Raw genomic sequence first — 23,652 nt, 5'->3', positions numbered from 1 at the left:
GGCGTGATCTCCCTGGACGGCAAGGGCGAGACCCAGCCGGCCAAGGCCACCGGCGACGGCGTGCGTGAGCCGCTGAACCGCCGCGCCACCGTCGACATCAACTTCTAAGGCTCAAGGGGGCCGGTCGTGATCGGCCCCCGAAACCTTGAGGTTGCAAGACATGAAGGACGGTCGATCCCACGGGTCGGCCGTCCTTTTTCTTTGGCTTTTTCTTGAACCTGCGGCCGGGCGTCGCTGGCGATCCGCCGCGACCGGGGCTATTGCGGCAGGGACGGTTGATAAGAGGAGCAGTCCATGCGCGTCGCCATGATCGGAACGGGCTATGTGGGCCTGGTGTCAGGCGCCTGTTTCGCCGATTTCGGCCATACGGTGACCTGCGTCGACAAGGACGCCTCGAAGATCGAGCGTCTGCACCAGAACATCATGCCCATTTATGAGCCGGGGCTGGATGATCTGGTGGCCAACAACGTCCGCGACGGGCGTCTGGCCTTCGCCGTCGACGGCGCCGAGGCGATCCGCACGGCGGACGCCGTCTTCATCGCCGTGGGCACGCCGTCGCGGCGCGGCGACGGCCATGCCGACCTGTCTTACGTCTATGCGGCGGCCGAGGAGATCGCCGACCTGATGCAGGGCTTCACCGTTGTGGTGACCAAGTCGACCGTCCCCGTCGGCACGGGCGACGAGATCGAGCGCATCATCCGTGAGCGCCGCCCCGACGCCGAGTTCGCGGTCGTCTCCAACCCTGAGTTCCTGCGCGAGGGCGCCGCCATCGGCGATTTCAAGCGCCCCGACCGCGTCGTGGTCGGCACGACGGACGAGCGCGCCCGTGCCGTCATGGCCGAGCTTTATCGCCCGCTGAACCTGAACGAGACGCCGATCATGTTCACCGGGCGTCGCACGTCCGAACTGATCAAATATGCGGCCAACGCCTTCCTGGCCATGAAGATCACCTTCATCAACGAGGTCGCCGACCTGTGCGAGGCGGTCGGCGCCGACGTGCAGCAGGTCGCGCGCGGCATCGGCCTGGACAACCGCATCGGCTCGAAATTCCTGCACGCCGGGCCGGGCTACGGCGGATCGTGCTTCCCCAAGGACACCCTGGCCCTGGTCCGCACCGCGACGGACGCCGGCTCGCCGCTGAAGCTGATCGAGACCACGGTCGCCATTAACGACGCGCGCAAGAAGGCCATGGCCGACCGCGTCGCCGAGGCGCTGGGCGGCGATCTGAAGGGCAAGACGGTCGCCCTGCTGGGCCTGACCTTCAAGCCGAACACCGACGACATGCGCGATGCGCCCTCGCTGGACGTGGCCCCGGCGCTGATCGAGCGCGGCGCCGTTGTCCAGGCCTTCGATCCCGAGGGCATGGAGGAGGCGGCCAAGCTGCTGGACGGCGTGGTGTTCAAGGACGGCCCCTATGACGCCCTGGCGGGCGCTGACGCCGCCGTCATCATGACGGAGTGGAACCAGTTCCGCGCCCTGGATCTGGACCGGATCAAGCTGCTGCTGAAGCAGCCGGTCATGGTCGACCTGCGCAACGTCTATCGTCCGGAAGACATGCGGGCGCGCGGTTTCCGCTACTTCTCCATCGGCCGCCCGCTGGACGCGGCCTGACTAGAGCAGCAGCAGGCGACCGGCCGTGATGACCACGGCGGCGACCATGACGGCCGACGCCGCCGCGATCCCGACCAGTTTCATCGCCCGGCCCAGGCCGTCGTCTTCCATCCGAATCTCCTGCCTGGACAGAAGCCGACAGTCCGCCCCGCAAGGCAAGAGGGCAGGGCGTGAAGCTGTGCCGTTTCGGCTTGAACCTTGGAACACGAAAAAGGGGGCGGCGCATAACGCGCCGCCCCCTTCTTCACATCCAGTTGTCGCCGATCAGCCCGTGAAGGGGCGGATCAGGATTTCGACGCGACGGTTCTGAGCCTTGCCTTCCGGGGTGGCGTTGGAGCCGATCGGCGCTCGGGCGCTCATGCCGGCGACATAGATGCGCTCACGCATCACGCCGCGGTTGATCAGGTGCGAGGCGACCGAGGCGGCGCGGCGCTCCGACAGCGGCTGGTTGATGGCGTCGCCGCCCGAGGAGTCGGTGTGGCCGACCACGTCGACCATCGAGCGGTCGTACTGGTTGAGCACGCGGGCCACGTCGTCCAGCACCGGCAGGAAGCGCGGGTCCAGGTCCGACTGGTTGGTGGCGAAGGTCACGTCCGACGGCATCCGCAGGACCAGGTTGTCGCCCTGACGCGCCACGCCGACGCCGGTGCCCGACAGTTCGGCTTCCAGGGCCCGCTGCTGGCCGTCCATGTACTGGCCGACCCCGGCGCCGGCCAGGGCGCCGATGCCTGCGCCGATCAGGGCGTTCTTGCGGCCCTGCTCGCCGCTGGAGGTGTTGGTCAGATAGCCCAGCAGCGCGCCGCCCAGGGCGCCCGCGACGGCGCCGGTGCCGGTGTTGTTGCGGCGCGGCGTGGAGCTGTAGGGGTCGGTCGTGGTGCAGGCGGCGGCGCCCAGCAGGGCGGCGATGCTCAGACCGGCGACGGCGATCTTGGCGCGCATGGGAAATCCTTTCGATGGCGACTTCTGGTCGCGTGAACGCTTGCCCCACAGTTAAGGTTTCAATGTGTATGGACCATGAACGCGGACCGGCGTCGCCTGCCGTTGACCTCCGCAGCCCGTCCCCCCATCTGTAACAGCGGCCGGGCGCTTCGCCGATCACGGGGGGCGCCGGACGGCCGAGGTCGCTTCATTGCGAGGGCCCCATGACTGCACGCACCCTGTTGTTCGACAGCCCCTTCCTGTTGGGTTTCGACCATACGCGCGCCCTGATCGATCGGGCGGCCAAGGCGGCGGCCGAGTCCTATCCGCCCTACAACGTCGAGCAGCTCGGCGAGGCGGCGGTGCGCATCACCCTGGCGGTGGCGGGCTTCACCCCCGAAGAGCTGTCGGTCACGGTCGAAGGGCGTCAGTTGACCATCACCGGCAAGCGCGACGACGCCGGGCGCGACCCGCAGGCCTTCCTGCACCGGGGCATCGCGGCGCGCGGCTTCGTCCGCAGCTTCGTCCTGGCCGACGGGCTGGAGATCGCGGGCGCCCGCCTAGAGCATGGCCTGCTGCACGTCGAACTGATCCGCCCGGAACAGGAACGCAGCGTGCGGCGCATCCCCATCACGACGGGCTGAACGGCCGTCGAACCGCCTGGCTTTCCAGGCGTTTAGTCAAGCGTAAGGAGGCGGTCTTATGACGCCCAACATGAATACGAAGGACTTCGCCGATTTCGGCGCCCCGGACCTGGTCTATGTCCGCGCGATCCGCGCCTCCGACGTTCTGGAGGATGTCAGGGCCGAGACGGCCGCCGACATCGAAATCGATCCGGATCAGATCCTCTATGCGGTGCACGGCGCCGACGGCGAGCGTCTGGCCGTCATGCTGGACCGCGAGACCGCCTTCGCGGCCGCCGTGGCGCATGACCTGGAGCCGATGTCGGTCCATTAGGCGTGTTGAAAACCGAATGAAGACGTAAGGAAGACCGCTCAGGCGGCGGTCTTCGACACATCCTTGACGAACAGGGCGCGGATGGCGTCCACGGTCCGCGCCTGGCGCAGTTGCTCGCGCAGTTCCGGCGAACGCAGGGCGCGCGACACCGCCGCCAGCGCCCGCAGATGCTCAGCCCCGGCGTCCAGGGGCGCGAACAGGGCGAACAGCAGATCAACCGGACGATCGTCCAGCGATTCATAGGCGACCGGCGTGTCCAGGCGCACGAAGACGGCGCAGACCCGATCCAGCCCCTTGATGCGCGCGTGCGGCACAGCGACGCCCGAGCCCAGACCCGTCGAGCCTAGGGCCTCGCGCTCCTGGAGAGCCTCGAACGCCTTGTCGGCGTCCAGGTCGAAAGCGGCGCCGAAAGCTTCGGCTACGGCGTGCAAGGCCTGACGTTTGGATGACGCCCCGCCCCGCAGGACGATCCCGTCCGACGACAGCAAATCAGCGATGTCCATGCTTACCCCGAAAATCGAACCCGACATTGGCGGAAGGGCGGGTGCTCTTTAGCGCCTTCGCCCTTCCTGAGGAAGCCTCAGCCGACAGCTTGCGCCGCCGCGCCCTTGGTCGTGCGCTGCGGATCGATCCAGCCGACGTTGCCGTCGGGCCGGCGATAGACCACGGCCAGGCCGCCGTGGGCGGCGTTGCGGAACATCACCAGCGGATAGCCGGTCATGTCCAGTTCGGCCACGGCGCGCCCCACGGTCAGGGTGCGGATCTCGGCCTCGGTCTCGGCGATGACCATGCCCACAGGGGGCGGTTCGCCCGGCAGGCCCGCCTCGCCGAACTCCTCGTCCTCGACGGTGTCGGGGTCGCGGAAGATGGTCAGGGCGGCGACTTCGCGCGCGGCGTTCTCAGTCTTCTCGGGCGACAGGCCCTTGGGTCCGATGTGGTGGTCCTTGAGGCGGCGCTTGTAGCGACGCACGCGCTTCTCGAGCTTGGACAGGCTGTCGGCGAAGGCCGCCTGGGCGTCGCCGCCGAAGCCGGTCGTCACCAGCGACTGGCCCGAGGCCAGACGCACCCAGCAATCGACCCGGAAGCCGTGTCGATCCTTGGACACCACGACCTCGGCGTCCTGGGCGCCGCGGGCGAAATACTTGCCGATGCCCTCTTCGAGTTCCTGGGAGATGCGCGAGCTTAGCGCTTCGCCGACATCCACTTGCTTGCCGCTGACTTGGATCTTCATGTCCCTAGAACGCGACTGACTGGCTTTGGTGTCAATGCCGATCACCGATTTGTGGTGACGCTTGAGAAGGGGTCAGCCGGCCTTCATCAGGCGGCGGCGCTGGATCGACGAGGGAATGCGCAGGGCCTCGCGATATTTCGCCACAGTGCGCCGCGCGATGTCGATTCCCGCCTCGTTCAAAATCTCCACGATGCGGTCGTCGCTCAGCACGTCGCCGTCGCCGGATTCGCCGTCGATCATGGTCTTGATTCGCTGGCGCACGGCTTCGGCCGAGTGGGCCGCGCCGCCGTCGCTGGACTGGATGGCGGCGGTGAAGAAGAACTTCAGCTCGAACACTCCGCGCGGGGTGGCCACGTATTTGTTCGAGGTCACGCGGCTGACCGTCGATTCGTGCATCTCGATGGCCTCGGCCACCGTCTTGAGGGTCAGAGGCCGCAGGAACTCGACGCCGAAGGCCAGGAAGGCGTCCTGCTGGCGCACGATCTCGGACGCCACCTTCATGATGGTGCGGGCGCGCTGATCCAGCGACTTGACCAGCCAGCTGGCCTGGGCGGCGCAGTCGGCGACGAAGGTCTTCTCCATGTCCGAACGCGCGCCGGCCGCCACCACGGCGTGATAGCGCTTGTCGACCAGCAGGCGGGGCAGGGTGTCGGTGTTCAGTTCGATCCGCCAGCCGCCGGCCGGGTCGGGGCGCACATGGACGTCGGGCACGACCGTCTGGGCCGGTTCGCCGCCGAAACCGGCGCCGGGACGCGGCGTCAGGGCCTTCAGCTCGGCGATCATCTCGACCAGATCCTCGGCGTCGACGCCGCAGACTTTGCGCAGGGCCGCCAGGTCGCGCCGCGCCAGCAGCTCCAGATGGTCCAGCAGGGCGCCCATGGCCGGGTCGAAGCGGTTGCGCTCGACCAGTTGCAGCTTCAGGCACTCGGGGATGGAGCGGGCCATGACGCCGGTCGGCTCGAAGCCGTGGCAGACGGCCAGGACGGCCTCGATGCGGGCTTCGTCCACGCCCAGCCGTTCGGCGATCTCGCCCAGGTCGGCGCGCAGATAGCCGCCTTCGTCCGTGGCGTCGATCAGGGTCAGGGCGATGGCGTGGTCGGCGGGGCTGAAGCCGGCGGCCGAGGCCTGGGCTTGCAGATGCTCCCACAGGGTCTCGTCGCGCTGGTCGGGGCGTTCGCGCTCCTCGCCGTCGGCCAGGCCGCCGCCCGAGCCGGCGCGAGACCAGTCGGCCAGGCCGGGCTGGTCGGTGGCCGGATCATCCTGGCGGTCGCTGACGCGCTCGCCGGGAGCGGCGTCGCCGTACAGATCGTCGGCGCCGGCGTCCAGACTCTGGGCGTGGGCGTCCGAGCCTTCGACGAAACGCATCTCGCCGTCGTCGCCGCCGTCGCCCGCAGACGCGTCATTGGCGGCCTCGGGCGCGCTCTCAGAGCCGGGCTCGCCCTCATCCCGCTGCAGCAGGGGATTGCGCTCCAGCTCGCCCTCGACGAAGGCCTCCAGCTCAAGGTTCGACAGTTGCAGCAGCTTGATCGCCTGCTGCAGCTGGGGCGTGATGACCAGCCCCTGCCCCTGCCTGACCTCCAGCCTCTGACCGATCACGTCGTTTCCACCCCGCACGCAGGCGCTGTTGGCCCGCTTCTTGCTGGGATCATGGATCGGAAGCCGTTAACGCGAGGCGAACAGCCGCCGCGTCAGGCCTTCTGGGCGTCAGGCGTACATTTCGCCCAGGTAGACGCGGCGCACCTCGGCGTCGGCGACGGCTTCGTCGGCCGTGCCTTCAAACAGGACGGATCCGGACGAGATGATCGAGACGCGATCGATGATGTCCAGCGTCTCGCGCACATTGTGGTCGGTGATCAGCACGCCGATGCCCTGGCTGGACAGATAGCGGATCACCTGGCGGATGTCGGCGATGGCCAGGGGGTCGATGCCCGCGAACGGCTCGTCCAGCAGCATGAAGCTGGGCCGCGCGGCCAGGGCGCGGGCGATCTCGACGCGGCGCCGCTCGCCGCCCGACAGGCCGGTGGCCGGGGCGTGGCGCAGATGGTCGATGCGCAGTTCTTCCAGAAGGCGGGTGGTCTCGTCCCGCACGCCGGCGGCGGTCTTCTCGCGCAGTTCGACCACGGCCTTGACGTTCTGCTCGACCGTCATGCCGCGGAAGATGGAGGCTTCCTGCGCCAGATAGCCCAGGCCCATGCGCGCGCGCTGGTACATGGGCTGCTGGGTGATGTCCTCATTGTCCAGCCAGATCGAGCCGCTGTCGGCGGGGATCAGGCCGGTGATCATGTAGAAGCAGGTCGTCTTGCCCGCCCCGTTGGGGCCCAGCAGGCCGCAGACCTCGCCGCGCTGGACGTTCAGGGAGACGTCGCGGACGACCTGGCGCTGGCCGAAGCTGCGGGCGATGTGCTCGACGCGAAGGCCGGTCGGACGCGCATCGTCGGCCGAGGTCGCCGCCGTCTCGGCGGCGGGCGCGTCCCGATTCAGGGCTGAGAGTTCCTTGCGCGCCACGCGGGGTCAGTTCCCTTGCGGATAGAAGACGCCCTGGACGCGGCCGTTGGCGCCGCCGCCCTCGATGCGCGCCGTCTCGGTGCGGACGTTGTAGACGAGGCGGTTGCCGGTCAGCACGCTCTTGCCCTGGGTCAGGATGACGTCGCCGGTCACGACGATGTTGCCGTCGTTTAGCGTGTAGACGGCGCGGTCGCCCTTCATGCTCTGGTCCGGGGTGACGAAGTAGACGCCGCCGTTGGCCTCGATGCGGTTCAGCTCGCCGTTGGCCGTGAAGCCGCGGATGGCGTCGGCGCGCAGGCGGTTGCCGCCCTGCGTCACCTCGGCTCGTCCGCGCAGGGAAAAGCCGTCGGGCGTATATTCGCCGCTGTCGGCGCCGTACTGGACCGGCTGGCGGCTGGCGTCGGCGCGGTTTTGGGCGCCCGAAACGGCGGGCAGGGCCAGGGCGGTCATCAGGACGGCGCCCGCGATCGTCAGCTTGGACTTGGACATGTTCATCGGTCGGCTCCGGCGGGATTGATCGTCCCGCTTACCTTGGTTTCGCCCTGGCCGTTGAAAACGACCCGCTGGCCTTGATCATAAATCGCATAAGACGAAGCATTGATGCTTCCAAGGGGGCCGCGACCCTGCACCCCCTTGTCGCCGGTCACCACCCCGGTCTCGGTGTCGACCACGGCCTCGGGCGTGACCAGGGTCCAGCCCGAGCCGCCGTCGGAAATCTTCACGTTCGGGCCGATGACGACCTTGCGCTGGGTTTCCAGATAGGTGCCGCCGTCGGCGGTCAGCTCGGTCGTCTTGCGCGCGCCGAGGTTGAGCCGCAGCAGCGGGCCGACCAGGCGGAAATGACCCGTGGCCGGATCGCGCACCGCGCCCTGGGCGCCGATGACGAAGGAGCGGCCCTGCGCGTCCTGGCCGTGGAACATGGGGTTGTCCAGGCGGATCTCGCGGCTCTCGCTGGCCTTGCGCTCCACTCCCGACATGACGGTGCGGAACACGGTCCAGGTCAGGGCGCCGCCCGCCAGCATCAGGATGACGATGGGCAGGACGCGGCGATACAGCTTCACCCGGCGCGAGCGCGTGCGCCAGCGTTCGCCGGCGCGGGCGACGCGCGCCTCGTCAGCGCGCTTCTGCTCGTCCTGGGCGGGCTGTTCGCTCATCGGCGTCTCGGGTCCGATTCTCAGGCGTGGGCGAAGATGTCGATCTCGTCCCAACCGGCCAGGTCGAGGCGCGAACGCACGGGCAGGAAGTCGAAGCAGGCCTGGGCCAGCTCCATGCGGCCTTCACGCACCAGCATCTCGTTCAGGCGGTTCATGATGGCGTGCAGGTACAGAACGTCCGAGGCGGCGTAGTCGAGTTGCGCCTGGCTCAGTTCCGCCGCGCCCCAGTCCGAGCTCTGCTGCGCCTTGGACATGTCGACCCCGGCCAGCTCCTTGGCCACGTCCTTCAGGCCGTGGCGGTCGGTGTAGGTGCGCGCCAGCTTCGACGCGATCTTGGTGCAGTAGACCGGGCGCGTCTCGACGCCCAGGTGCAGGTCGAACATGCCGATGTCGAAGCGGCCGAAGTGGAAGATCTTCAGCACCTTCGGATCGGTCAGCAGCCGCTTCAGATTGGGGCAGTCGTAGGTCGGACGGTTCAGGCGTACGACGTGGGCGTTCCCGTCGCCCGACGACAGCTGCACCACGCACAGCGGATCGCGACGGAAGCGCAGGCCCATCGTCTCGGAATCGATCGCCACCTGCGGCCCCAGGTCGAGGCCGTCGGGCAGGTCGCCTTCGTGGAAATAAACCGTCATGCGCGTAAAACTCGTTCGTCGTTCAGGCCGTAACATAGACGAACCGCGCGCTATCGCTAGGACGCAGGCTCGAGCTTTGCTGTCGCGGCCGTCGGGAAGGGGAAGCAAGGGCCGAAATGACAAACGGCGCCGCATCCGATCGGATACAGCGCCGCTTGAGAAATGGTGCCCAGGAGAGGACTCGAACCTCCACGGCCGTTAAGCCACTGGCACCTGAAGCCAGCGCGTCTACCAATTCCGCCACCTGGGCCCGGTGGGTCGCCCCGCCGAGGGCCGGACTAATAGGGGGGAGCCTCGGGGCGGTCAACAGGCTTTTTTCCGATTCCTGAAAAAACTGCACCGTTGACCAAAAGCTCCGAGAAATCCGCGCTCTATCAGGCCAGCCAGACCATCATCCGCGTATCGGCGCTTTCGCCCCGCGCGCGGCTGAAGGCCGGGCGGGTCTCGCCCGTGTACAGGAAACCCGCCTTCTCCAGCACCCGGCCAGAGGCGGGGTTGTCGGCGAAGTGGCCGGCCATCAGGGCGCGACGCTTCCACCGCGTCGAGGCCCAGACCAGGGCGCCTTCCAGCGCCTCGGTCGCATAGCCGCGGCCCCAGAACTCGCGCCCGATCCAATAGCCGGCCTCGGGCACGGCGTCGGTGTTCTGGAACATGCCGATGACGCCCACGGGACCGTGGTCCTCGTGCTCGATCAGGAAGGTGTTGGCCCGCTTCGGATCCTGGGACGCCACCTGCAGGACGAAGTCCTCGGCGTCGTCGACGCGAAAGGGGTGGGGCATGCGCTGGGTCATGCGGGCGATGTCGTGGTCATTGGCCAGGGCCGCGATCCGCGTCACGTCCTGGGCGCCGGGCGCGCGCAGCAGCAGACGCCGCGTCTCGACGACGGGGGAGGTTTCGATCACGCACATGGTTCGGTCTCGATGTCTTCGGCGCCGCCTCCTTGGAGGGCTCGGGCGGCTTGCGAGGCGGGGAAACGCAAACGGGGAGCCTGGTGATCCAGACTCCCCGCGGAAAATTTTCCCTTGGTCCGGATCGGCTGCTGTCGAGAGCAACGCGATCCGGGGAAATACTGTCCTGGCTTCGCGTTACTCGGCGGCCATCGCCTGGGCGTCGTCGTTGGCCGGGAGAATCGACACGTAACAACGGCCGCCACGTTTGGTGGTGAACTGCACCGCGCCGGTCGCCGTGGCGAACAGGGTGTGGTCACGGCCCAGGCCGACGTTGGCGCCCGGGTGGAACTTGGTGCCGCGCTGACGCACGAGGATGTTGCCGGCCAGCACGCGCTCGCCGCCGAACTTCTTCACGCCAAGGCGCTTCGACTCTGAGTCGCGACCGTTACGCGACGAACCGCCGGATTTCTTGTGAGCCATCTTGCTGCTCCTCTTCCTTGGTGCGCTACCGCCCGTTCGGGCTGCTTGAGCGCGCCATCTGTCCTGCTAGGCGCTGATCCAGCGCCGGTGAAAATCTTAGGCTTCGGCGCCTTCGGCCTTGGCGGCCTTCTTGGCGGGAGCCTTCTTGGCCTTCGGAGCCTCGGCTTCGACAGCCTCGACGCGCGGGGCCAGGCCACGAGCGCGGGCGTTGATTTCCGCCTTGGTGATCAGCTCGACCTTGCCGTCCCACTTGGCCTTCTCGCCGGCGCCTTCGATGCCGGTGATGCGCAGGACCGATTCCATCTGGCGATGGCCGTTCGTGCGGCGATAGCCCTGACGACGGATCTTCTTGAAGATCTTGATCTTCTCGCCCTTGCGGGTCTCGATCAGCGTGGCTGCGACAGCGGCGCCGTCGATCAGCGGAGCGCCGACCGTAACACCCTTGTCGCCGCCCAGCATGAGGACTTCACCGAAATTGACGGCAGCGCCAGCGTCGCCGTCGATCTTCTCGACAACAATCACATCGCCCGGTTGGACCCGGTACTGCTTTCCGCCGGTCTTGATCACCGCGTACATTAGGAAGCCTCAGCGTGAACGCAAAAATGGATGCGCCCGCCAGGAGACCCTGCGGGCGAAGAGCGGCGACATATACGGATGGTCACGGAAGAGTCAACGTGAAAGGGCGGCGTCTGGGGCGAAAACCCGCGCGAAACCTGTTCCTGGCGGAGTCTGTGGCCCGATTGCACGGGTGATGCAATGGGCGAGACAGGATGTTCGCGCGCGTATGCGAGACGGACGGCGGCGCGGCGTGACGCCGCGCGTGAAGATTCTTCGCCGATTCTTCTCGATTGTTATAAGGTAACATTCTAAGGGAGCAGCCATGTCCTCCCCCGATCTCGCCGAGCCGGTGCTGTTGTCGCTTCTGGGCGGCGGCTTCGTCGCGGCCTTTCTGCATGCGGCCCTGCCGACCCACTGGCTGCCTTTCGTCCTGGTCGGCCGCGCCCAGCGCTGGAGCGTGGCGCGGGTGATGACGGCCGTGGTCACGGCGGGGCTGGCGCATATTCTGTCGACGGCCGTGGTCGGCTCGCTGATCGTGGCGGCCGGGCTGGCGCTGAACCGTTGGGTCGAGGGGCTGCTGCCGCACCTGTCGGCGGCGCTGCTGTTCCTGTTCGGCGCCTTCTACCTGGCCAGGGCCTCGCTGAAGCGTCCCGTCACGGCGGGCGGGCCGGCGACGGAACTGGCTGAACCCGCCGTGTCCGACAAGGCGGCCTTCTGGGGCCTGGTGCTGATGATGGCGGTGACGCCGGGCGAGGTGCTGCTGCCCATCTATCTGTCCTCGGCGACCGAGGGCGTGGGCGCCCTGGCCCTGCTGACCCTGACCTTCGCGGCGGGGACCGTGCTGGGCATGACCTTGCTGGCCGCCCTGGCGACGGCGGGCTACTCTATCCTCAGGCTGGAGCGGTGGGCGCGCTATGAAGGCGCCATCCTGGGCGGGGCGCTGATCCTGATCGGCTTCCTGGTGCTGACGCACCAGCACTGAGTTTCGATAGGTTATATATTTACATTCAAAGACTTATCTTCTGCGGGACTTGACCTTCTCGCGCGGGAAGACCTAGCTGAGCGGACATGGCGCACGATCACGCACACGGCCATGACGGCCACGACCCCTCCCATGACCCCGGTCATTCGCATGGCCATGGCCACTCGCACGGCTTCGGCGGGCACCATCATCATGGCCCGACCGACACGGGCGACTGGCGCTACGCCGTCGGCCTGATCGTCAACCTGGCCTTTGTCGTCGCCGAGTTCACGGCCGGCTGCATCGCCGATTCCACCGCCCTGATGGCCGATGCGGGCCACAATCTGTCGGACGTGCTGGGTCTGGCCATGGCAGGCGGGGCGGCCTGGCTGGCGCGGCGCGCGGCGGGGCCCAAGCGCACCTACGGCTATGGCAAGGCGACGGTGCTGGCGGCCCTGGGCAACGCCCTGCTGCTGATCTTCGCCTGCGGGGCCATCGCCTTCGAGGCGGTGCGCCGCCTGGCGGAGCCCGCGCCCGTGGCCTCGGGCGTCATCATCGTCGTGGCCGGGATCGGCTTCTTCATCAACCTGGGCACGGCCCTGCTGTTCATGAAGGATCAGCACAAGGATCTGAACGTGCGCGGCGCCTATCTGCACATGATGGCCGACGCCGCCGTGTCGCTGGGCGTGGTCGTCGCGGGCGTCGTTATCCTGTTCACCGGCTGGTCGCTGATCGACGGGATCGTCAGCCTGATCATCGTCGCCGTCATCATGATCGGCACCTGGGGCCTGCTGAAGGATTCGGTGAACCTGGCCCTGGACGCCGCGCCCAACGGTCTGGACGTGGGCGAGATCCGCGCCGCCTTCCTGGCCCTGCCGGGGGTGACGGCGGTGCACGACCTGCACGTCTGGGGTCTGTCGACGACCGATGCGGCGCTGACCGCACACATCGTTCATGAACGCCCCGACGGCGACGCCCTGCTGGCAGAGGCGCAAGGCCTGGCGCGCGGCCGATTCGACATCAGCCACACGACCCTTCAGCTGGAAACGGCGGTCCTGCCGGATTGTCCGACCTGCTGAGCGGTTTCGCCTCTTCCCAAGGCGGCCCTCAGCCGCCATCTAGCGAGCCATGACCCAGAAGACACCCGTGACCGTCCTCACCGGCTACCTCGGCGCCGGCAAGACCACCCTGCTGAACCGCATCCTCACCGAGGACCACGGCAAGCGCTACGCCGTCATCGTCAATGAGTTCGGCGAGATCGGCATCGACAACGACCTGGTGGTCGGCGCCGACGAGGACGTGTTCGAGATGAACAACGGCTGCGTCTGCTGCACGGTGCGCGGCGACCTGATCCGCGTGGTCAACGGCCTGATGAAGCGCCAGCGCCCGGGCAAGCCCGCCTTCGACGCCATCATCGTCGAGACCACGGGTCTGGCCGACCCCGGCCCGGTGGCCCAGACCTTCTTCGTCGACGACGAGGTCAAGGCCAAGACCCAGCTGGACAGCGTCACCGCCCTGGTCGACGCCAAGCACGTCATGGCGCGTCTGGACGACTCCAAGGAAGCCCGCGAGCAGGTGGCCTTCGCCGATCGCATCATCCTGAACAAGATCGACCTGGTGGACGAGGCCGCTCTGGCCGCCGTCGAGGCCCGCCTGCGGGCGCTGAACCCCCTGGCCCCCATCGTCCGCGCCGAGCGCTCCAACGTGCCGCTGGATCAGGTGCTGGGCCTGCACGCCTTCGACCTGGACCGCATCCTCGAGGTCAAGCCGGACTTCGTGAACCCGCCCCACGGCGCCGAGGGCCACGTCCACGACGAGCACTGCGGCCACGGGCATGACCATGCCGAGGATCACGTTCACGACGAACACTGCGGCCATGAGCATCACGATCACGACCACGATCATGCACACGGCCCGCGCGGCCACGCCCATGAGGACGACATCAAGGGGATTTCCCTGACGCTGGACCGTCCGCTGAACGGCGCCAAATTCACCGCCTGGCTGGACAAGCTGCTGGGCGAGCAGGGTCAGAACATGCTGCGCGCCAAGGGCATCATCGACGTTCAGGGCGAGGACCGCCGCCTGGTCTTCCAGGCCGTGCACATGATCCTCGAAGGCGACCTTCAGAAGCCGTGGGGCGACAAGGAGCGCCGCTGGAGCCGCGCTGTCTTCATCGGCCGCGACCTGGACGAAGCCGCCCTGAAGGCCGGGTTCGAGGCCTGCGCCGCATGAACCCGCCGCCCCGCCCGCGCACCGAAGCCAAGCTGATCTACGGCACGCCCGAGTTCGAGATCGTGCAGCACGGCGACCACGTCCGCTGCGCCGTCTCGGGCGCGCCGATCCCGCTGGAGGCGCTCAACTATTGGAGCGTCGAGCTTCAGGAGGCCTACGCCTCGGGCGAACTGATGACCCAACGCTGGGTCGAGACGCACAAATAGGTTGCTGACCCTCTCCCATCAGGAGAGGGTTTTCAGCCACGATGTCATCACTCGCGCCAGCGCCTTCGGCTGTTCCAGCGGGATCATGTGGCCGCTGTGCTCCACCGTCGCCAGCGTCGAGCCGGAAATCCCGCGGTGCAGCTCCTCCGCCTCCTCGCGCATCCGCAGGCGATCGGCGTCCGCCGCCACGATCAGCGTCGGCTGACGGATCTCGCTCAGACGTGCCAGATCGCCCGCCCGCGCCATCGCCGACTGGCGGTGAAACGCTTCGCCGCCCAGCCTCAGCCCCATGTCGCGCACCCGCGCGATCATCGTCTCGTCGTTCGTCAGATCAGGATGCAGGGACGAGACGATGGCCGGACGGCTCAACCCCTTGAAGGCCTTCGGCGGCGCCTTCAACGACGAGCGCCTCTGGCGGATCAGCTCCTCCGTATCCCCGCGCGCCGAGGTGGCGATCAGGATCAGCGCCTCCACCCGCTCCGGCGCGATCCGCGCCAGCTCCCGCGCCACATAGCCGCCCATGGAAAAGCCCACGGCGACGAACCGCTCCGGCGCATCGCTCAGGATGGCGGCCGCCATGCGCTCGATATCCTCGCCCCGGCTGAGGTCGGTGGCGACCAGCGGCCCGAACGGCGCCAGATCGTCGGTCATGGCGTCCCACAGGGTCGCATCGGCCATGAAGCCGGGAATGAGCAGCAGGGTCATGGCTCCCTCATAGACCCGCCACGCGACAGACGCGACGGGGGAGGTTATGAGGCGCATCCGACTTCTCCTTCGCCCTGCGTGAGCCGACATGACGACCTTCTCTTTCGACGCCCAGGTCACCGCCGCCCTGTTCGACAAGACGGGCGCGATCTTCGCCCTGGGCGACGGCTCGGTGCGGTTCGAGAGCGGCGCCCGCAGCGAGGTCCATGACGGCGCCGTGCTATGCGCCTGCGTCCACCCCTCGGGCGAGGGGATCGTCACCGGCGGCGACGACGGCAAACTGGTCTGGAGCCGCGAGGGCGAGGCCGTCCTGCTGGCCCAGACCAAGGGCCAATGGATCGACGCCGTGGCCGCCTCGGCCGAGTCCGGGCTGATCGCCTTCTCCTCGGGCCGCGCGCTGAGCGTGCTGGACGTCAAAGACCCGCACTTCCGCCGCGACTTCCAGCACGAGCGCACCGTCTCGGGCGTGGCCTTCGACCCCAAGGGTCGCCGCATCGCCGCCTCGACCTATGGCGGCGCCTGGCTGTGGTACGCCCGCATCGAGCAGCAGCAGCCGACGAAGCTGGCCTGGGCCGGGTCGCATCTGGCGGTCGGCTTCTCGACCGACGGCGCCTATGTCGTCACCTCCATGCAGGACAACCAGCTGCATGGCTGGCGCCTGAAGGATCAGAAGAACATGCGGATGGGGGGCTATCCGTCCAAGATCAAGAGCTTCGCCTTCATGGCCAAGGGGCAGCTTCTGGCCACCTCGGGCGCGCAGGGCGTGGTGCTGTGGCCCTTCGTCGGCTCCAACGGGCCGATGGGCCGCGAGGCGACCGAGATCGGCTATGACGAGACGACCCTGATCGCCCAGGTCGCCGCCGCCCCCGCCCACGGTCGTCTGGCGGCCGGGCTGGAGGACGGGCGCGTCTGGTGGGCCGACCCGGCCGGGCGCGGCCTGCAGTTCGTCAAGCAGGACAAGGGCGCGCCCATCACCGCCCTGGCCATGAGTTCCGGCGCCGCTCGCATCGCCTGGGCCGACGAGGACGGGCAGGCGGGCGTGGTGTCGCTCTGACCCCTACCTCTCCATGCCGTCATCCTCGGGCTTGACCCGAGAATCCAGCCTCGCGACGGCGGCTCGGCAAGCGTCGCCGTGATTTCTCAACCTTCCTGAGCCATGCTCCGTCCATGACCCGTGCGAAACACCGCAAGCGGCGGCCGCTCCTGACCCTTCTGCTGATCCTGGCCCTGTTCCCGCTGGCCGGGGTGGCGGTGCATCGCTTCCTGCCGCCGCTGGCGACGATCCTGATGGTCAAGCAGGCCGCGGCCGGGCACGGCATGGACTATCGCTGGCGCTCGCTGGACCGTATCTCGCCGCGTCTGGTCGAGGCGGTGATCGCCGCCGAGGACGCCCGCTTCTGCCAGCACCACGGTTTCGACGTCGAGGCGATCCAGAAGGCGCTGGAGGCCAACGAACGCGCCGAACAACGCGGCTCGGGCAAGGTCCGCGGCGGCTCCACCATCAGCCAGCAGACCGCCAAGAACGTCTTCCTGTGGCCGGGCCGCGACTGGGTCCGCAAGGGGCTGGAGGCGGGCTACACCGGCCTGATCGAGATCGGCTGGGGCAAGCGGCGGATCATGGAGATGTATCTGAACGTCGCCGAATGGGCGCCGGGCGTCTATGGCGCCGAGGCCGCCTCGCGCCACTGGTTCGACAAGAGCGCGGACAAGCTGACGGCGCGCGAGGCCGCTCGCCTGGCCGCCATTCTGCCCAGCCCGCGCCGCTACAACGCGGGATCGCCCGGTCCCTATGTCCGTCGTCGCGCCGCCCGCATTCAGGCGGCCATGGGCACGGTGCGCGAACAGGGGCTGGACGCCTGCGCCGACCGCCGCTGAAGCCGGCCGTTTCGCAACCTGTCGTTAACCGTGAGCGTGGGGCCAAGCCTTAACGGAACCGTGTCAGCCTGGGATCGACTGCGGACCCGTGCGTCCGCGCCGAGGCAGCCGGGGTTTGGCAAGACGATGGACCGACTGAAACGCGCTCGCGCGGCCGCCGGGCTGAAGAGCCTGGCCTCGCGCTTCCTGCGCCAGACCCAGGGCAATGTGGCGATGATGTTCGCCATGGCCCTGCCGGTGCTGCTGATGATCACCCTGGGCGCCATCGACATCCACCAGGCCTCCAAGGTGAAGGCCCAACTTCAGGACGCGCTGGACGCCGCCGCCCTGGCCGCCGCCCGCTCGACCTTCACCGACGACGTCAACATCAACAAGGTCGGCCTGGCGGCGCTCAAGGCCAACATGCCGGGCTATTTCGACAAGGAGGGCGACACCGCCAGCTTCGTCCTAATCGACAATCGACGGGTCGAGGCCGATGCCAAGGTTGATGTGAAGGTGCTGGTCGCCAACGTCTTCCTGCCGCCTTACGGCAAGCTTTTGGACGACTATCTTCCGGTCGGCGTCAGCTCAGAGGTCGTGCGGGCCTCGCGCAACGTCGAAGTGGCGTTGGTTTTGGACATCACCGGCTCCATGTCCGGTTCGCCGTTGGCCAGTCTGAAGGAGGCCGCCAAAGACCTGGTGGGCCTCGTGGTGCAGGAGCAGCAGAGCCCTTTCACGTCGCGGGTGGCTTTGGTGCCGTATTCTATGGGTGTGAACCTGGGGGATTACGCTGACAGCGTGCGCGGCCCTTTGAAGGATACGACGGCGATCAGCGCCGCAGACTGGGCTGATGCGTCTCGCTCGCTCTCTCGAGTCTCCAGCGGCGTCCTAACTGCGAACAGCCATGGGCTGAAAACAGGCGAGTATGTTTGGATAAGTGGAGTCAGCAACGCTTCGTCTGGCTTGAATAACCGCATCCATCGCGTGTCATCCGTGACTGCTGATACCTTCCAGCTTGACGGCTTTTTTGGCAGCGGCAGCCGGAATACAGGCGGTTTCCGTCGATGCTGGTCGTCGGATTGCCGCGTATGGGTGACATCGGCCCAGCACACCCTGTCGACGGGCGACTGGGTGAGGATTTCGGGCGTTCAAGGTATGAGCGGTCTCAACGCCTACTTCCAGGCGACGAAGATTTCCGACGACCAGTTCAGCGTCGATCTATCGGGGCCGGGGCAATCCCCCTATTCTAGAGGGGGTGCTGTCCAGTGCGGCTACGATGGCTGCCGGACCCGATACTACATCGGCCGCGACAACAGCACTTTGCGAGAACTTCCGTCGAGCACTTGCGTCAGTGAACGCTTGTGGATCTCGCGAAATAGTGTCGGCAAATTAGTGCCGACGGACCGGACTCCTCTCCGAACGAAGGAGAGGGACGATTGGGTCGGCCGCAACTATCCGCACAGCAACAACCGCTGTTTGAGCAATACGCTCACGCCCTTGAGCTCTCAGGTCGAGACCAAGAACGGGGTCACGGGGCTGAATAGCCTGATCGACGGCTATCAGGCGGCCGGTTCGACAGCAGGACAGATCGGCATTGAATGGGGCTGGTATGCGGTCTCGCCGAACTTCAACACCGTCTGGCCCTCCGCCAGCAGCGCCAATCCTTATGATACCTCTAAGACGCTGAAAGCCGTCGTGCTGATGACGGACGGCGAGTTCAACAACCCCTATTGCCAGGGGGTGATTTCGCGCGACGCCCCCAGCAACGGATCTGCGGGCAACGCCAGCTATCAGATCAACTGCAGCGCGCCGAACGGCAGCCCTTTTGCTCAGTCCGTGGCGCTCTGTGAGGGGATGAAGAAGGAGAACATCGTCATTTACACAGTCGGCTTCAATCTCAGCACCAGCACAGGCGGGGTGGGCGTGGATACGGCCTATGAGGTCATGGAGCAGTGCGCCACCAGCAAGGAACACTTCTTCAAGCCGAACCAGAATACCGACCTGAAGGAAGCTTTCCGCGCCATCGGCCGCGACATCACCCGCCTGCGCATCGCCCGCTGACGAAGACGCGGGGCAAGCAAAAGGGCCGGCGGATCGCTCCGTCGGCCCTTCGTGCTTTTCAGTCGTTCCGTCCGATCAGATCAGGCGGATCTCCTTCAGGCGCTGGGTCAGGAAGTCCTCGGCCAGGATGGTCTGGCCCGCATAGCGGTCGGGGTTCTCCGCCGTGATCGTCGACGGCAGGGTCTCGATCGGGAAGTCCGGGTTGAAGTGCAGGAAGAAGGGCGTCGAATAGCGGGCGAAGCCGCGACGCTCGGGCGCTGGATTGACCACGCGATGCGTCGTCGACGGCAGGACGTGGTTGACCAGCCGCTGCAGCATGTCGCCGATGTTGACCACCAGGGCGCCCGGCGGCGGGGCGATGTCCAGCCATTCGCCATCGGAGTCCTTCAGCTGCAGCCCGGCCTCTTCGGCGCCCAGCAGCAGGGTGATGACGTTGATGTCCTCATGGGCGCCCGCGCGCACGCCCTCGGCGTCGGCCGGGATCGGCGGATAGTGCAGCAGGCGCAGCACGCTGTTGCCCAGTTGGACCTTGTCCTCGAAATAGTCGTCGTCCAGCTTCAGATAGCGGGCGATGGCCTTGAGGATGCGGCGGCCCAGTTCATCCAGGCCGTCGAACAGGCCGTAGACGTGCTCGCGGAAGCCCGCCACCTCGGTCGGCCAGACGTTGTCGCGCATGTATTGGCGATAGGGATGGCCTTCCGGCAGCTCGCGGCCCGTGTGCCAGAACTCCTTCAGGTCCACGGCCTTGGCGCCCTTGGCCGCCTCGACGCCGAAGGGGGTCAGGCCGCGCGCGCCGCCCGTGCCGGCCTGGTGATACTGGCGCTTCACGTCTTCAGGCAGGGCGAAGAAGGCCTTGGCGTCGGCCACGGCGGCGTCGATCAGACCCTGGTCCAGACCGTGGTCGGCGATGACGGCGAAGCCGTAACGGGCGAAGGAGGCGCCCAAGGCGTCGGCGAAGGCCTGGAAGTCGGCGTCGTAGCCCTTCATCGACACCGGAACGATGGCGCGGGTCTTGGCCTTGTCCTCGGCGGAAACGGCGGTGAGGGAAGAGGTCACTGTGAAATCAGCCTCTCTGATAGTGAATATGGCGGCCCTCATACGCCCAATGGGCGCGAAAGGGCAGATGGCGCGGGTCGGACCTTTGGTCCACCGTCAGTCCTGCGGGATGACGGCCCGGATGACGCGCGCGGACGAAGGGCGGCCGGCGATGCCGCGCCGGGGATCGACCACGACGCGCAGGTCTCCGCTGGAATAGGTCACGCTCGCGCGCGGGCCTTCGACTACGGTGATGCTGCGCAGCCGGTCCAGGAAGGGGCGGGCGCTGGGCGAACGGGCGATGCGGACCACGGCGTCGGTGGTGACGATCAGGGCCTCGATGCACAGGGCCTCGGATTCCTCGCCGAAGACGTTGATGCGGACCAGGCGGCCCATGGCCTCTGACACCAGGCTGCTGCGCCGGGTCATCAGGTTGAACATCTGCACCGGGCCGAGCGAGGGCGGCTCCAGGCTGACGGGCGGCCCGGCCAGGCTGACCGGCGAGCCGCCGGGCGTGCGCGTCGTATAGACGGTGATGCCGCCGCCGGTGGTGACGCGCAGCACCTGATCGCCCGCATCGTTGCGATAGATGGTGTCGCCGCGCGGCGCCGAGGACGGGCGCAGGGCCCAGGTCTCGGTCGAGCGCTCGAACCGCAGCAGGGTCAGCGACCCCGCCCGGTCCAGGATGAAGGTTTGCCCCGCTTCCGAGACATAGCGCCCCGGCGGCGGGGTGGTGCGGATCACCGACTGGTCGCGGATGACGCGGCTCTGTTCGGACTGAACGTTCGAGCGGGTCTGGGCCTCGGCCTCGACCGCGCCCGCCAGACAGGCCAACGCCAGCGCCAGCCCCGTGGCCTGGAGCAGGCGCACGCCCGCGCCCGTCGCTGCACTGGGCGTTGCGACGGCGAAGAAAGGCGGCTTCTCCGCCACGACTTCGACCGCAGACTTCATGTTTTCAGAGGTGATACGCGCGAACGGCGGATTTTGGGCGAACGCGGCTTATCCAACCAGGTACTGCCCGCCGTTGAGCGAGAGCGTGCAGCCTGTGACATATCCGGCACGCTCGCCCGACAGCCAGGACACCATGTCGGCGATCTCCTCGCCCTTGCCCAGGCGGCCGACGGGGATCTGGGTCACGATGGCGTCCAGCACCTTCTGGTCCATGGCGCCGACCATTTCGGTGTCGATATAGCCCGGCGCGATGCAGTTGACGGTCACGCCCTTGCGCGCGTTCTCCAGCGCCAGCGCCTTGGTGAAGCCGATCATCCCGGCCTTGGCGGCGGAATAGTTGGTCTGGCCGATCTGGCCCTTCTGACCGTTGATCGAGGAGATGTTGACGATGCGGCCGAAGCCCCGGTCGCGCATGCCGTTGATGACTTGGCGCGTCATGTTGAACACGCTGTCCATGTTGACGCGGATCACGTCGGACCACTGGTCCGCGCTCATCTTGTGGAAGAAGCCGTCGCGCGTGATGCCGGCGTTGTTCACCAGGACGTCGATGGGGCCCAGCTGCGCCTCGACCTCCCTGACCGCCCGCTCGCAATCCTCGAACGAGCCGACGTTGCCCTTCACCACCATGACGCCCAGTTCGCGGGCGGTGGCCTCTGCGGCCTCGGTGTTGCCGGAATAACCGGCTGCGACCTGCAGCCCGTCTTCCTTCAGTCGTTGAACGATCGCCTTGCCGATGCCCCGGGTGCCCCCGGTGACGAATGCGGTACGCGTCATGACGTCTCCCTGTCCTGTGCGGCGGCCGTCGTGGTCGCGACGCCGTCCGCCTCCCTTGCCGACAGCCTTAGCGCGGCTGGCGGCGAACGAGAAGACGGGGTTACGCCGTCGCGGCCATACGGCTCATGTCGATGACGAAGCGGTAGCGCACGTCCGACCGCTCCATCCGTTCATAAGCTTGGTTGATCTGATCGGGGGCGATCACCTCAATCTCACACACGATCCCGTGTTCGCCGCAGAAGTCGAGCATCTCCTGCGTCTCGCGAATGCCGCCGATCAGCGAGCCGGCGATGCGCCGCCGCCGCCACAGCAGGGGCATGGCGAAGACGGGCAGCCCTTCCGTCGTCAGGCCCAGCATGACCATGGTCCCGTCGCGCGCCAGCAGATTGACGTGGCTGGCGATCTCATGCGTCGCCGAGACGGTGTTGATGATCAGGTCGAACTGTTCGGCCGCCGCCTTCATGGCCTCGGCGTCCGAGTTGATCAGGAAGTGCCGGGCGCCCATCCGCTCGGCGTCGGCCTTCTTGCGGTCCGAGGTCGACAGCACCGTCACCTCCGCACCCAGGGCGGCGGCCAGCTTGACCGCCATATGGCCCAGCCCGCCCAGGCCGATCACCGCCACCTTCGACCCCGGCCCCACGCCCCAGGTCTTCAGCGGCGACCAGGTGGTCACGCCCGCGCACAGCAGGGGCGCCGCCGCGTCCAGCGGCAGGCTGTCGGGAATCTTCAGCACGAAGGCCTGGTCCACCGTGATGCGGTCGGAATAGCCGCCCTGGGTGATGGTCTGGCCGACGGCCGCGCCCTTGGGATCGCGCGAGCCGTAGGTCTGGGTCATGCCCCGCTCGCAATACTGCTCCAGCCCCTCGCGGCAGGCCGAACAGGTCCGGCAGCTGTCGACCATGCAGCCGACGCCGACGCGGTCGCCTTCCTTGAAGCGGGCGACATTCGCGCCGACCGCCGTCACCACCCCGGCGATCTCATGGCCCGGCACGATGGGATAGCGCGTCCCGCCGAGATCGTTCTTCACCACATGCAGGTCCGAGTGGCAGACGCCGCAGTATTTGATCTCGATGGCCACGTCGTCCGGGCCGGGATCGCGGCGCTCGAAGCTGTAGGGGCTCAGCGGCTGGTCGGCGGCGGTCGCGGCGAAGGCGCGCGTGGCGATGGGCATGGGTTCAGTCCTTCAGCTTGGCGATCAGCGCCTGGGCCGCCGCCGGGTTCCGCACCTTGGCCCCCGAGATGAAGTAGGCGAAGACGTCGCCGCGTTCGGCCCAGCCGCGCGCCTGTTTCGCCACGGCGTCCAGCTCTTCCGAGGTCATGCCCGTCGGCTCGTCCTCGCGGCTGGACATCAGCCGGGCGTAGGCAAAGTCTGTCGTCGCCTCGTCGATCTGGGGCCAGGTCGGCTCCTCGTCGTCGACCGCATAGACGACGGCCGCGCCGTATTTGCGCGCCAGATCATAGAACTGTTCGGTGGCGAAGGTCGGATTGCGTACTTCCAGCGCGTGCCGCAGCCGCACCCCGTCCTTCTCCTTGGGCAACAGTTTCAGGAAGCCTTCGAAGTCCTCGGGCTCGAACTTCTTGGTTCCCATGAACTGCCAGTTGATCGGCCCCAGCTTGTCGCCCAGCACGGTCAGCCCCTGCGACAGGAACCGCTCGAAGCTCTCGGCGCCGTCGGACAGAACCTTTCTATTGGTGCAATAGCGGCTGGCCTTGACCGAAAAGACGAAGCCGTCGGGCGTCTCGTCGCGCCACTTCATCCAGCTGTCGGGCTTGAAGGTGGAATAATAGGTGCCGTTGATCTCGATCGAGGTCAGCGCCCGGCTGGCGAACTCCAGCTCCCGCTTCTGCACCAGCCCCTCGGGATAGAAGACCCCGCGCCATGGCTCGAAGGTCCAGCCGCCGACGCCGATGTGGATGGATCCTGTCATGGGAAG

The 23,652-nt window shown here is 67.4% G+C and carries 28 protein-coding genes and 1 tRNA gene; 11 read left to right on the top strand and 18 right to left on the bottom strand.

Annotated features, from left to right (window positions below; genetic code table 11):
- Together ACU5AP_RS12915 and ACU5AP_RS12910 are read left to right on the top strand one after the other, a co-directional pair.
- Window positions 1-108, top strand: a 108-nt coding sequence (locus tag ACU5AP_RS12915; protein WP_446681319.1) for a hypothetical protein, incomplete at its 5' end; no start/stop codon positions are given.
- A 186-nt stretch (window positions 109-294) separates the two neighbouring features.
- Window positions 295-1,611 (top strand): UDP-glucose dehydrogenase family protein, encoded by a 1,317-nt coding sequence (locus tag ACU5AP_RS12910; protein ID WP_003163942.1) that lies wholly within the window; start codon window positions 295-297, stop codon window positions 1,609-1,611.
- Window positions 1,612-1,875: 264 nt separating this feature from the next.
- On the opposite strand, the gene ACU5AP_RS12905 is transcribed toward ACU5AP_RS12910, so the two are convergent.
- Window positions 1,876-2,550 (bottom strand): OmpA family protein, encoded by a 675-nt coding sequence (locus tag ACU5AP_RS12905; protein WP_128116211.1) that lies wholly within the window; start codon window positions 2,548-2,550, stop codon window positions 1,876-1,878.
- A gap of 203 nt (window positions 2,551-2,753) precedes the next feature.
- Between ACU5AP_RS12905 and ACU5AP_RS12900 the strand changes: the two genes are divergently transcribed.
- Entirely contained in the window at window positions 2,754-3,173 is a 420-nt protein-coding gene (locus ACU5AP_RS12900; protein WP_003163940.1) for an Hsp20 family protein, read from the top strand.
- 58 nt (window positions 3,174-3,231) lie between these two features.
- Window positions 3,232-3,486: a DUF1150 family protein gene (locus ACU5AP_RS12895; protein ID WP_128719468.1), complete on the top strand. Its 255-nt coding sequence runs from the start codon at window positions 3,232-3,234 to the stop codon at window positions 3,484-3,486.
- A gap of 38 nt (window positions 3,487-3,524) precedes the next feature.
- On the opposite strand, the gene ACU5AP_RS12890 is transcribed toward ACU5AP_RS12895, so the two are convergent.
- The 11 genes from ACU5AP_RS12890 to rplU all read right to left on the bottom strand — a co-directional run bounded on the left by ACU5AP_RS12890 (window position 3,525) and on the right by rplU (window position 10,957).
- On the bottom strand, window positions 3,525-3,989 hold the full coding sequence (locus ACU5AP_RS12890; protein ID WP_003163938.1) for a PTS sugar transporter subunit IIA: 465 nt from the start codon (window positions 3,987-3,989) through the stop codon (window positions 3,525-3,527).
- Between the two features lie 77 nt (window positions 3,990-4,066).
- Window positions 4,067-4,717: a ribosome hibernation-promoting factor, HPF/YfiA family gene (gene hpf / locus ACU5AP_RS12885; RefSeq protein ID WP_040344572.1), complete on the bottom strand. Its 651-nt coding sequence runs from the start codon at window positions 4,715-4,717 to the stop codon at window positions 4,067-4,069.
- Between the two features lie 72 nt (window positions 4,718-4,789).
- A complete protein-coding gene (gene rpoN, locus ACU5AP_RS12880; protein ID WP_128719469.1) occupies window positions 4,790-6,313 on the bottom strand; it encodes an RNA polymerase factor sigma-54 in 1,524 nt (507 codons plus the stop codon).
- A gap of 108 nt (window positions 6,314-6,421) precedes the next feature.
- Window positions 6,422-7,222, bottom strand: a complete 801-nt coding sequence (lptB, locus tag ACU5AP_RS12875; RefSeq protein ID WP_076224610.1) for an LPS export ABC transporter ATP-binding protein — start codon at window positions 7,220-7,222, stop codon at window positions 6,422-6,424.
- A gap of 6 nt (window positions 7,223-7,228) precedes the next feature.
- Window positions 7,229-7,717, bottom strand: a complete 489-nt coding sequence (locus tag ACU5AP_RS12870; RefSeq protein WP_128719470.1) for an LptA/OstA family protein — start codon at window positions 7,715-7,717, stop codon at window positions 7,229-7,231.
- Window positions 7,714-8,376, bottom strand: a complete 663-nt coding sequence (gene lptC / locus ACU5AP_RS12865; RefSeq protein ID WP_446681328.1) for an LPS export ABC transporter periplasmic protein LptC — start codon at window positions 8,374-8,376, stop codon at window positions 7,714-7,716. The genes ACU5AP_RS12870 and lptC overlap by 4 nt, the downstream gene beginning before the upstream one ends.
- A 20-nt stretch (window positions 8,377-8,396) precedes the next feature.
- Window positions 8,397-9,011, bottom strand: a complete 615-nt coding sequence (locus tag ACU5AP_RS12860) for a ribonuclease D (protein ID WP_128719471.1) — start codon at window positions 9,009-9,011, stop codon at window positions 8,397-8,399.
- Window positions 9,012-9,174: 163 nt separating this feature from the next.
- Window positions 9,175-9,261 (bottom strand) — tRNA-Leu (locus ACU5AP_RS12855).
- Between the two features lie 124 nt (window positions 9,262-9,385).
- Entirely contained in the window at window positions 9,386-9,919 is a 534-nt protein-coding gene (locus ACU5AP_RS12850; protein WP_003163930.1) for a GNAT family N-acetyltransferase, read from the bottom strand.
- Window positions 9,920-10,096: 177 nt separating this feature from the next.
- A complete protein-coding gene (gene rpmA / locus ACU5AP_RS12845) occupies window positions 10,097-10,381 on the bottom strand; it encodes a 50S ribosomal protein L27 (RefSeq protein WP_040344569.1) in 285 nt (94 codons plus the stop codon).
- A 96-nt stretch (window positions 10,382-10,477) separates the two neighbouring features.
- Complete coding sequence (gene rplU, locus ACU5AP_RS12840) at window positions 10,478-10,957, bottom strand: 50S ribosomal protein L21 (protein ID WP_003163928.1); 480 nt, start codon at window positions 10,955-10,957, stop codon at window positions 10,478-10,480.
- A 304-nt stretch (window positions 10,958-11,261) separates the two neighbouring features.
- Between rplU and ACU5AP_RS12835 the strand changes: the two genes are divergently transcribed.
- The 4 genes from ACU5AP_RS12835 to ACU5AP_RS12820 all read left to right on the top strand — a co-directional run bounded on the left by ACU5AP_RS12835 (window position 11,262) and on the right by ACU5AP_RS12820 (window position 14,338).
- Window positions 11,262-11,921, top strand: coding sequence for a hypothetical protein (locus tag ACU5AP_RS12835; protein ID WP_128719472.1), 660 nt, complete (start codon window positions 11,262-11,264; stop codon window positions 11,919-11,921).
- An 86-nt stretch (window positions 11,922-12,007) separates the two neighbouring features.
- A complete protein-coding gene (locus ACU5AP_RS12830; RefSeq protein ID WP_128719473.1) occupies window positions 12,008-12,979 on the top strand; it encodes a cation diffusion facilitator family transporter in 972 nt (323 codons plus the stop codon).
- A gap of 49 nt (window positions 12,980-13,028) precedes the next feature.
- Window positions 13,029-14,132: a CobW family GTP-binding protein gene (locus ACU5AP_RS12825; RefSeq protein WP_446681327.1), complete on the top strand. Its 1,104-nt coding sequence runs from the start codon at window positions 13,029-13,031 to the stop codon at window positions 14,130-14,132.
- Entirely contained in the window at window positions 14,129-14,338 is a 210-nt protein-coding gene (locus ACU5AP_RS12820) for a DUF2093 domain-containing protein (RefSeq protein ID WP_003163923.1), read from the top strand. Before ACU5AP_RS12825 ends, ACU5AP_RS12820 begins: the two co-directional genes overlap by 4 nt.
- Window positions 14,339-14,356: 18 nt before the next feature.
- Here ACU5AP_RS12820 and ACU5AP_RS12815 read toward each other — a convergent pair whose 3' ends face one another.
- Entirely contained in the window at window positions 14,357-15,043 is a 687-nt protein-coding gene (locus ACU5AP_RS12815; protein ID WP_128719475.1) for an alpha/beta fold hydrolase, read from the bottom strand.
- Between the two features lie 88 nt (window positions 15,044-15,131).
- On the opposite strand from ACU5AP_RS12815, the gene ACU5AP_RS12810 reads away from it, so the two are divergent.
- The 3 genes from ACU5AP_RS12810 to ACU5AP_RS12800 all read left to right on the top strand — a co-directional run bounded on the left by ACU5AP_RS12810 (window position 15,132) and on the right by ACU5AP_RS12800 (window position 18,958).
- On the top strand, window positions 15,132-16,097 hold the full coding sequence (locus ACU5AP_RS12810) for a WD40 repeat domain-containing protein (protein WP_128719476.1): 966 nt from the start codon (window positions 15,132-15,134) through the stop codon (window positions 16,095-16,097).
- Window positions 16,098-16,210: 113 nt separating this feature from the next.
- Window positions 16,211-16,918: a monofunctional biosynthetic peptidoglycan transglycosylase gene (gene mtgA / locus ACU5AP_RS12805; protein ID WP_128719477.1), complete on the top strand. Its 708-nt coding sequence runs from the start codon at window positions 16,211-16,213 to the stop codon at window positions 16,916-16,918.
- A gap of 126 nt (window positions 16,919-17,044) precedes the next feature.
- On the top strand, window positions 17,045-18,958 hold the full coding sequence (locus ACU5AP_RS12800) for a ubiquitin-activating E1 FCCH domain-containing protein (RefSeq protein WP_128719478.1): 1,914 nt from the start codon (window positions 17,045-17,047) through the stop codon (window positions 18,956-18,958).
- Between the two features lie 75 nt (window positions 18,959-19,033).
- On the opposite strand, the gene ACU5AP_RS12795 is transcribed toward ACU5AP_RS12800, so the two are convergent.
- The 5 genes from ACU5AP_RS12795 to ACU5AP_RS12775 form a co-directional block, all read right to left on the bottom strand.
- Window positions 19,034-20,056, bottom strand: coding sequence for an isopenicillin N synthase family dioxygenase (locus tag ACU5AP_RS12795; RefSeq protein WP_128719479.1), 1,023 nt, complete (start codon window positions 20,054-20,056; stop codon window positions 19,034-19,036).
- Between the two features lie 54 nt (window positions 20,057-20,110).
- Window positions 20,111-20,944, bottom strand: a complete 834-nt coding sequence (locus tag ACU5AP_RS12790; protein WP_046651918.1) for a DUF4908 domain-containing protein — start codon at window positions 20,942-20,944, stop codon at window positions 20,111-20,113.
- 48 nt (window positions 20,945-20,992) lie between these two features.
- On the bottom strand, window positions 20,993-21,718 hold the full coding sequence (gene phbB / locus ACU5AP_RS12785; protein ID WP_128719480.1) for an acetoacetyl-CoA reductase: 726 nt from the start codon (window positions 21,716-21,718) through the stop codon (window positions 20,993-20,995).
- Between the two features lie 100 nt (window positions 21,719-21,818).
- A complete protein-coding gene (locus ACU5AP_RS12780) occupies window positions 21,819-22,889 on the bottom strand; it encodes an NAD(P)-dependent alcohol dehydrogenase (protein ID WP_446681326.1) in 1,071 nt (356 codons plus the stop codon).
- 4 nt (window positions 22,890-22,893) lie between these two features.
- Window positions 22,894-23,646: a DUF72 domain-containing protein gene (locus ACU5AP_RS12775; protein WP_128719482.1), complete on the bottom strand. Its 753-nt coding sequence runs from the start codon at window positions 23,644-23,646 to the stop codon at window positions 22,894-22,896.
- Window positions 23,647-23,652: the final 6 nt, after the last annotated feature.

The sequence above is a fragment of the Brevundimonas sp. RM1 genome (genome assembly GCF_052907225.1).
This window is presented reverse-complemented; position numbering and strand designations above follow the sequence as displayed.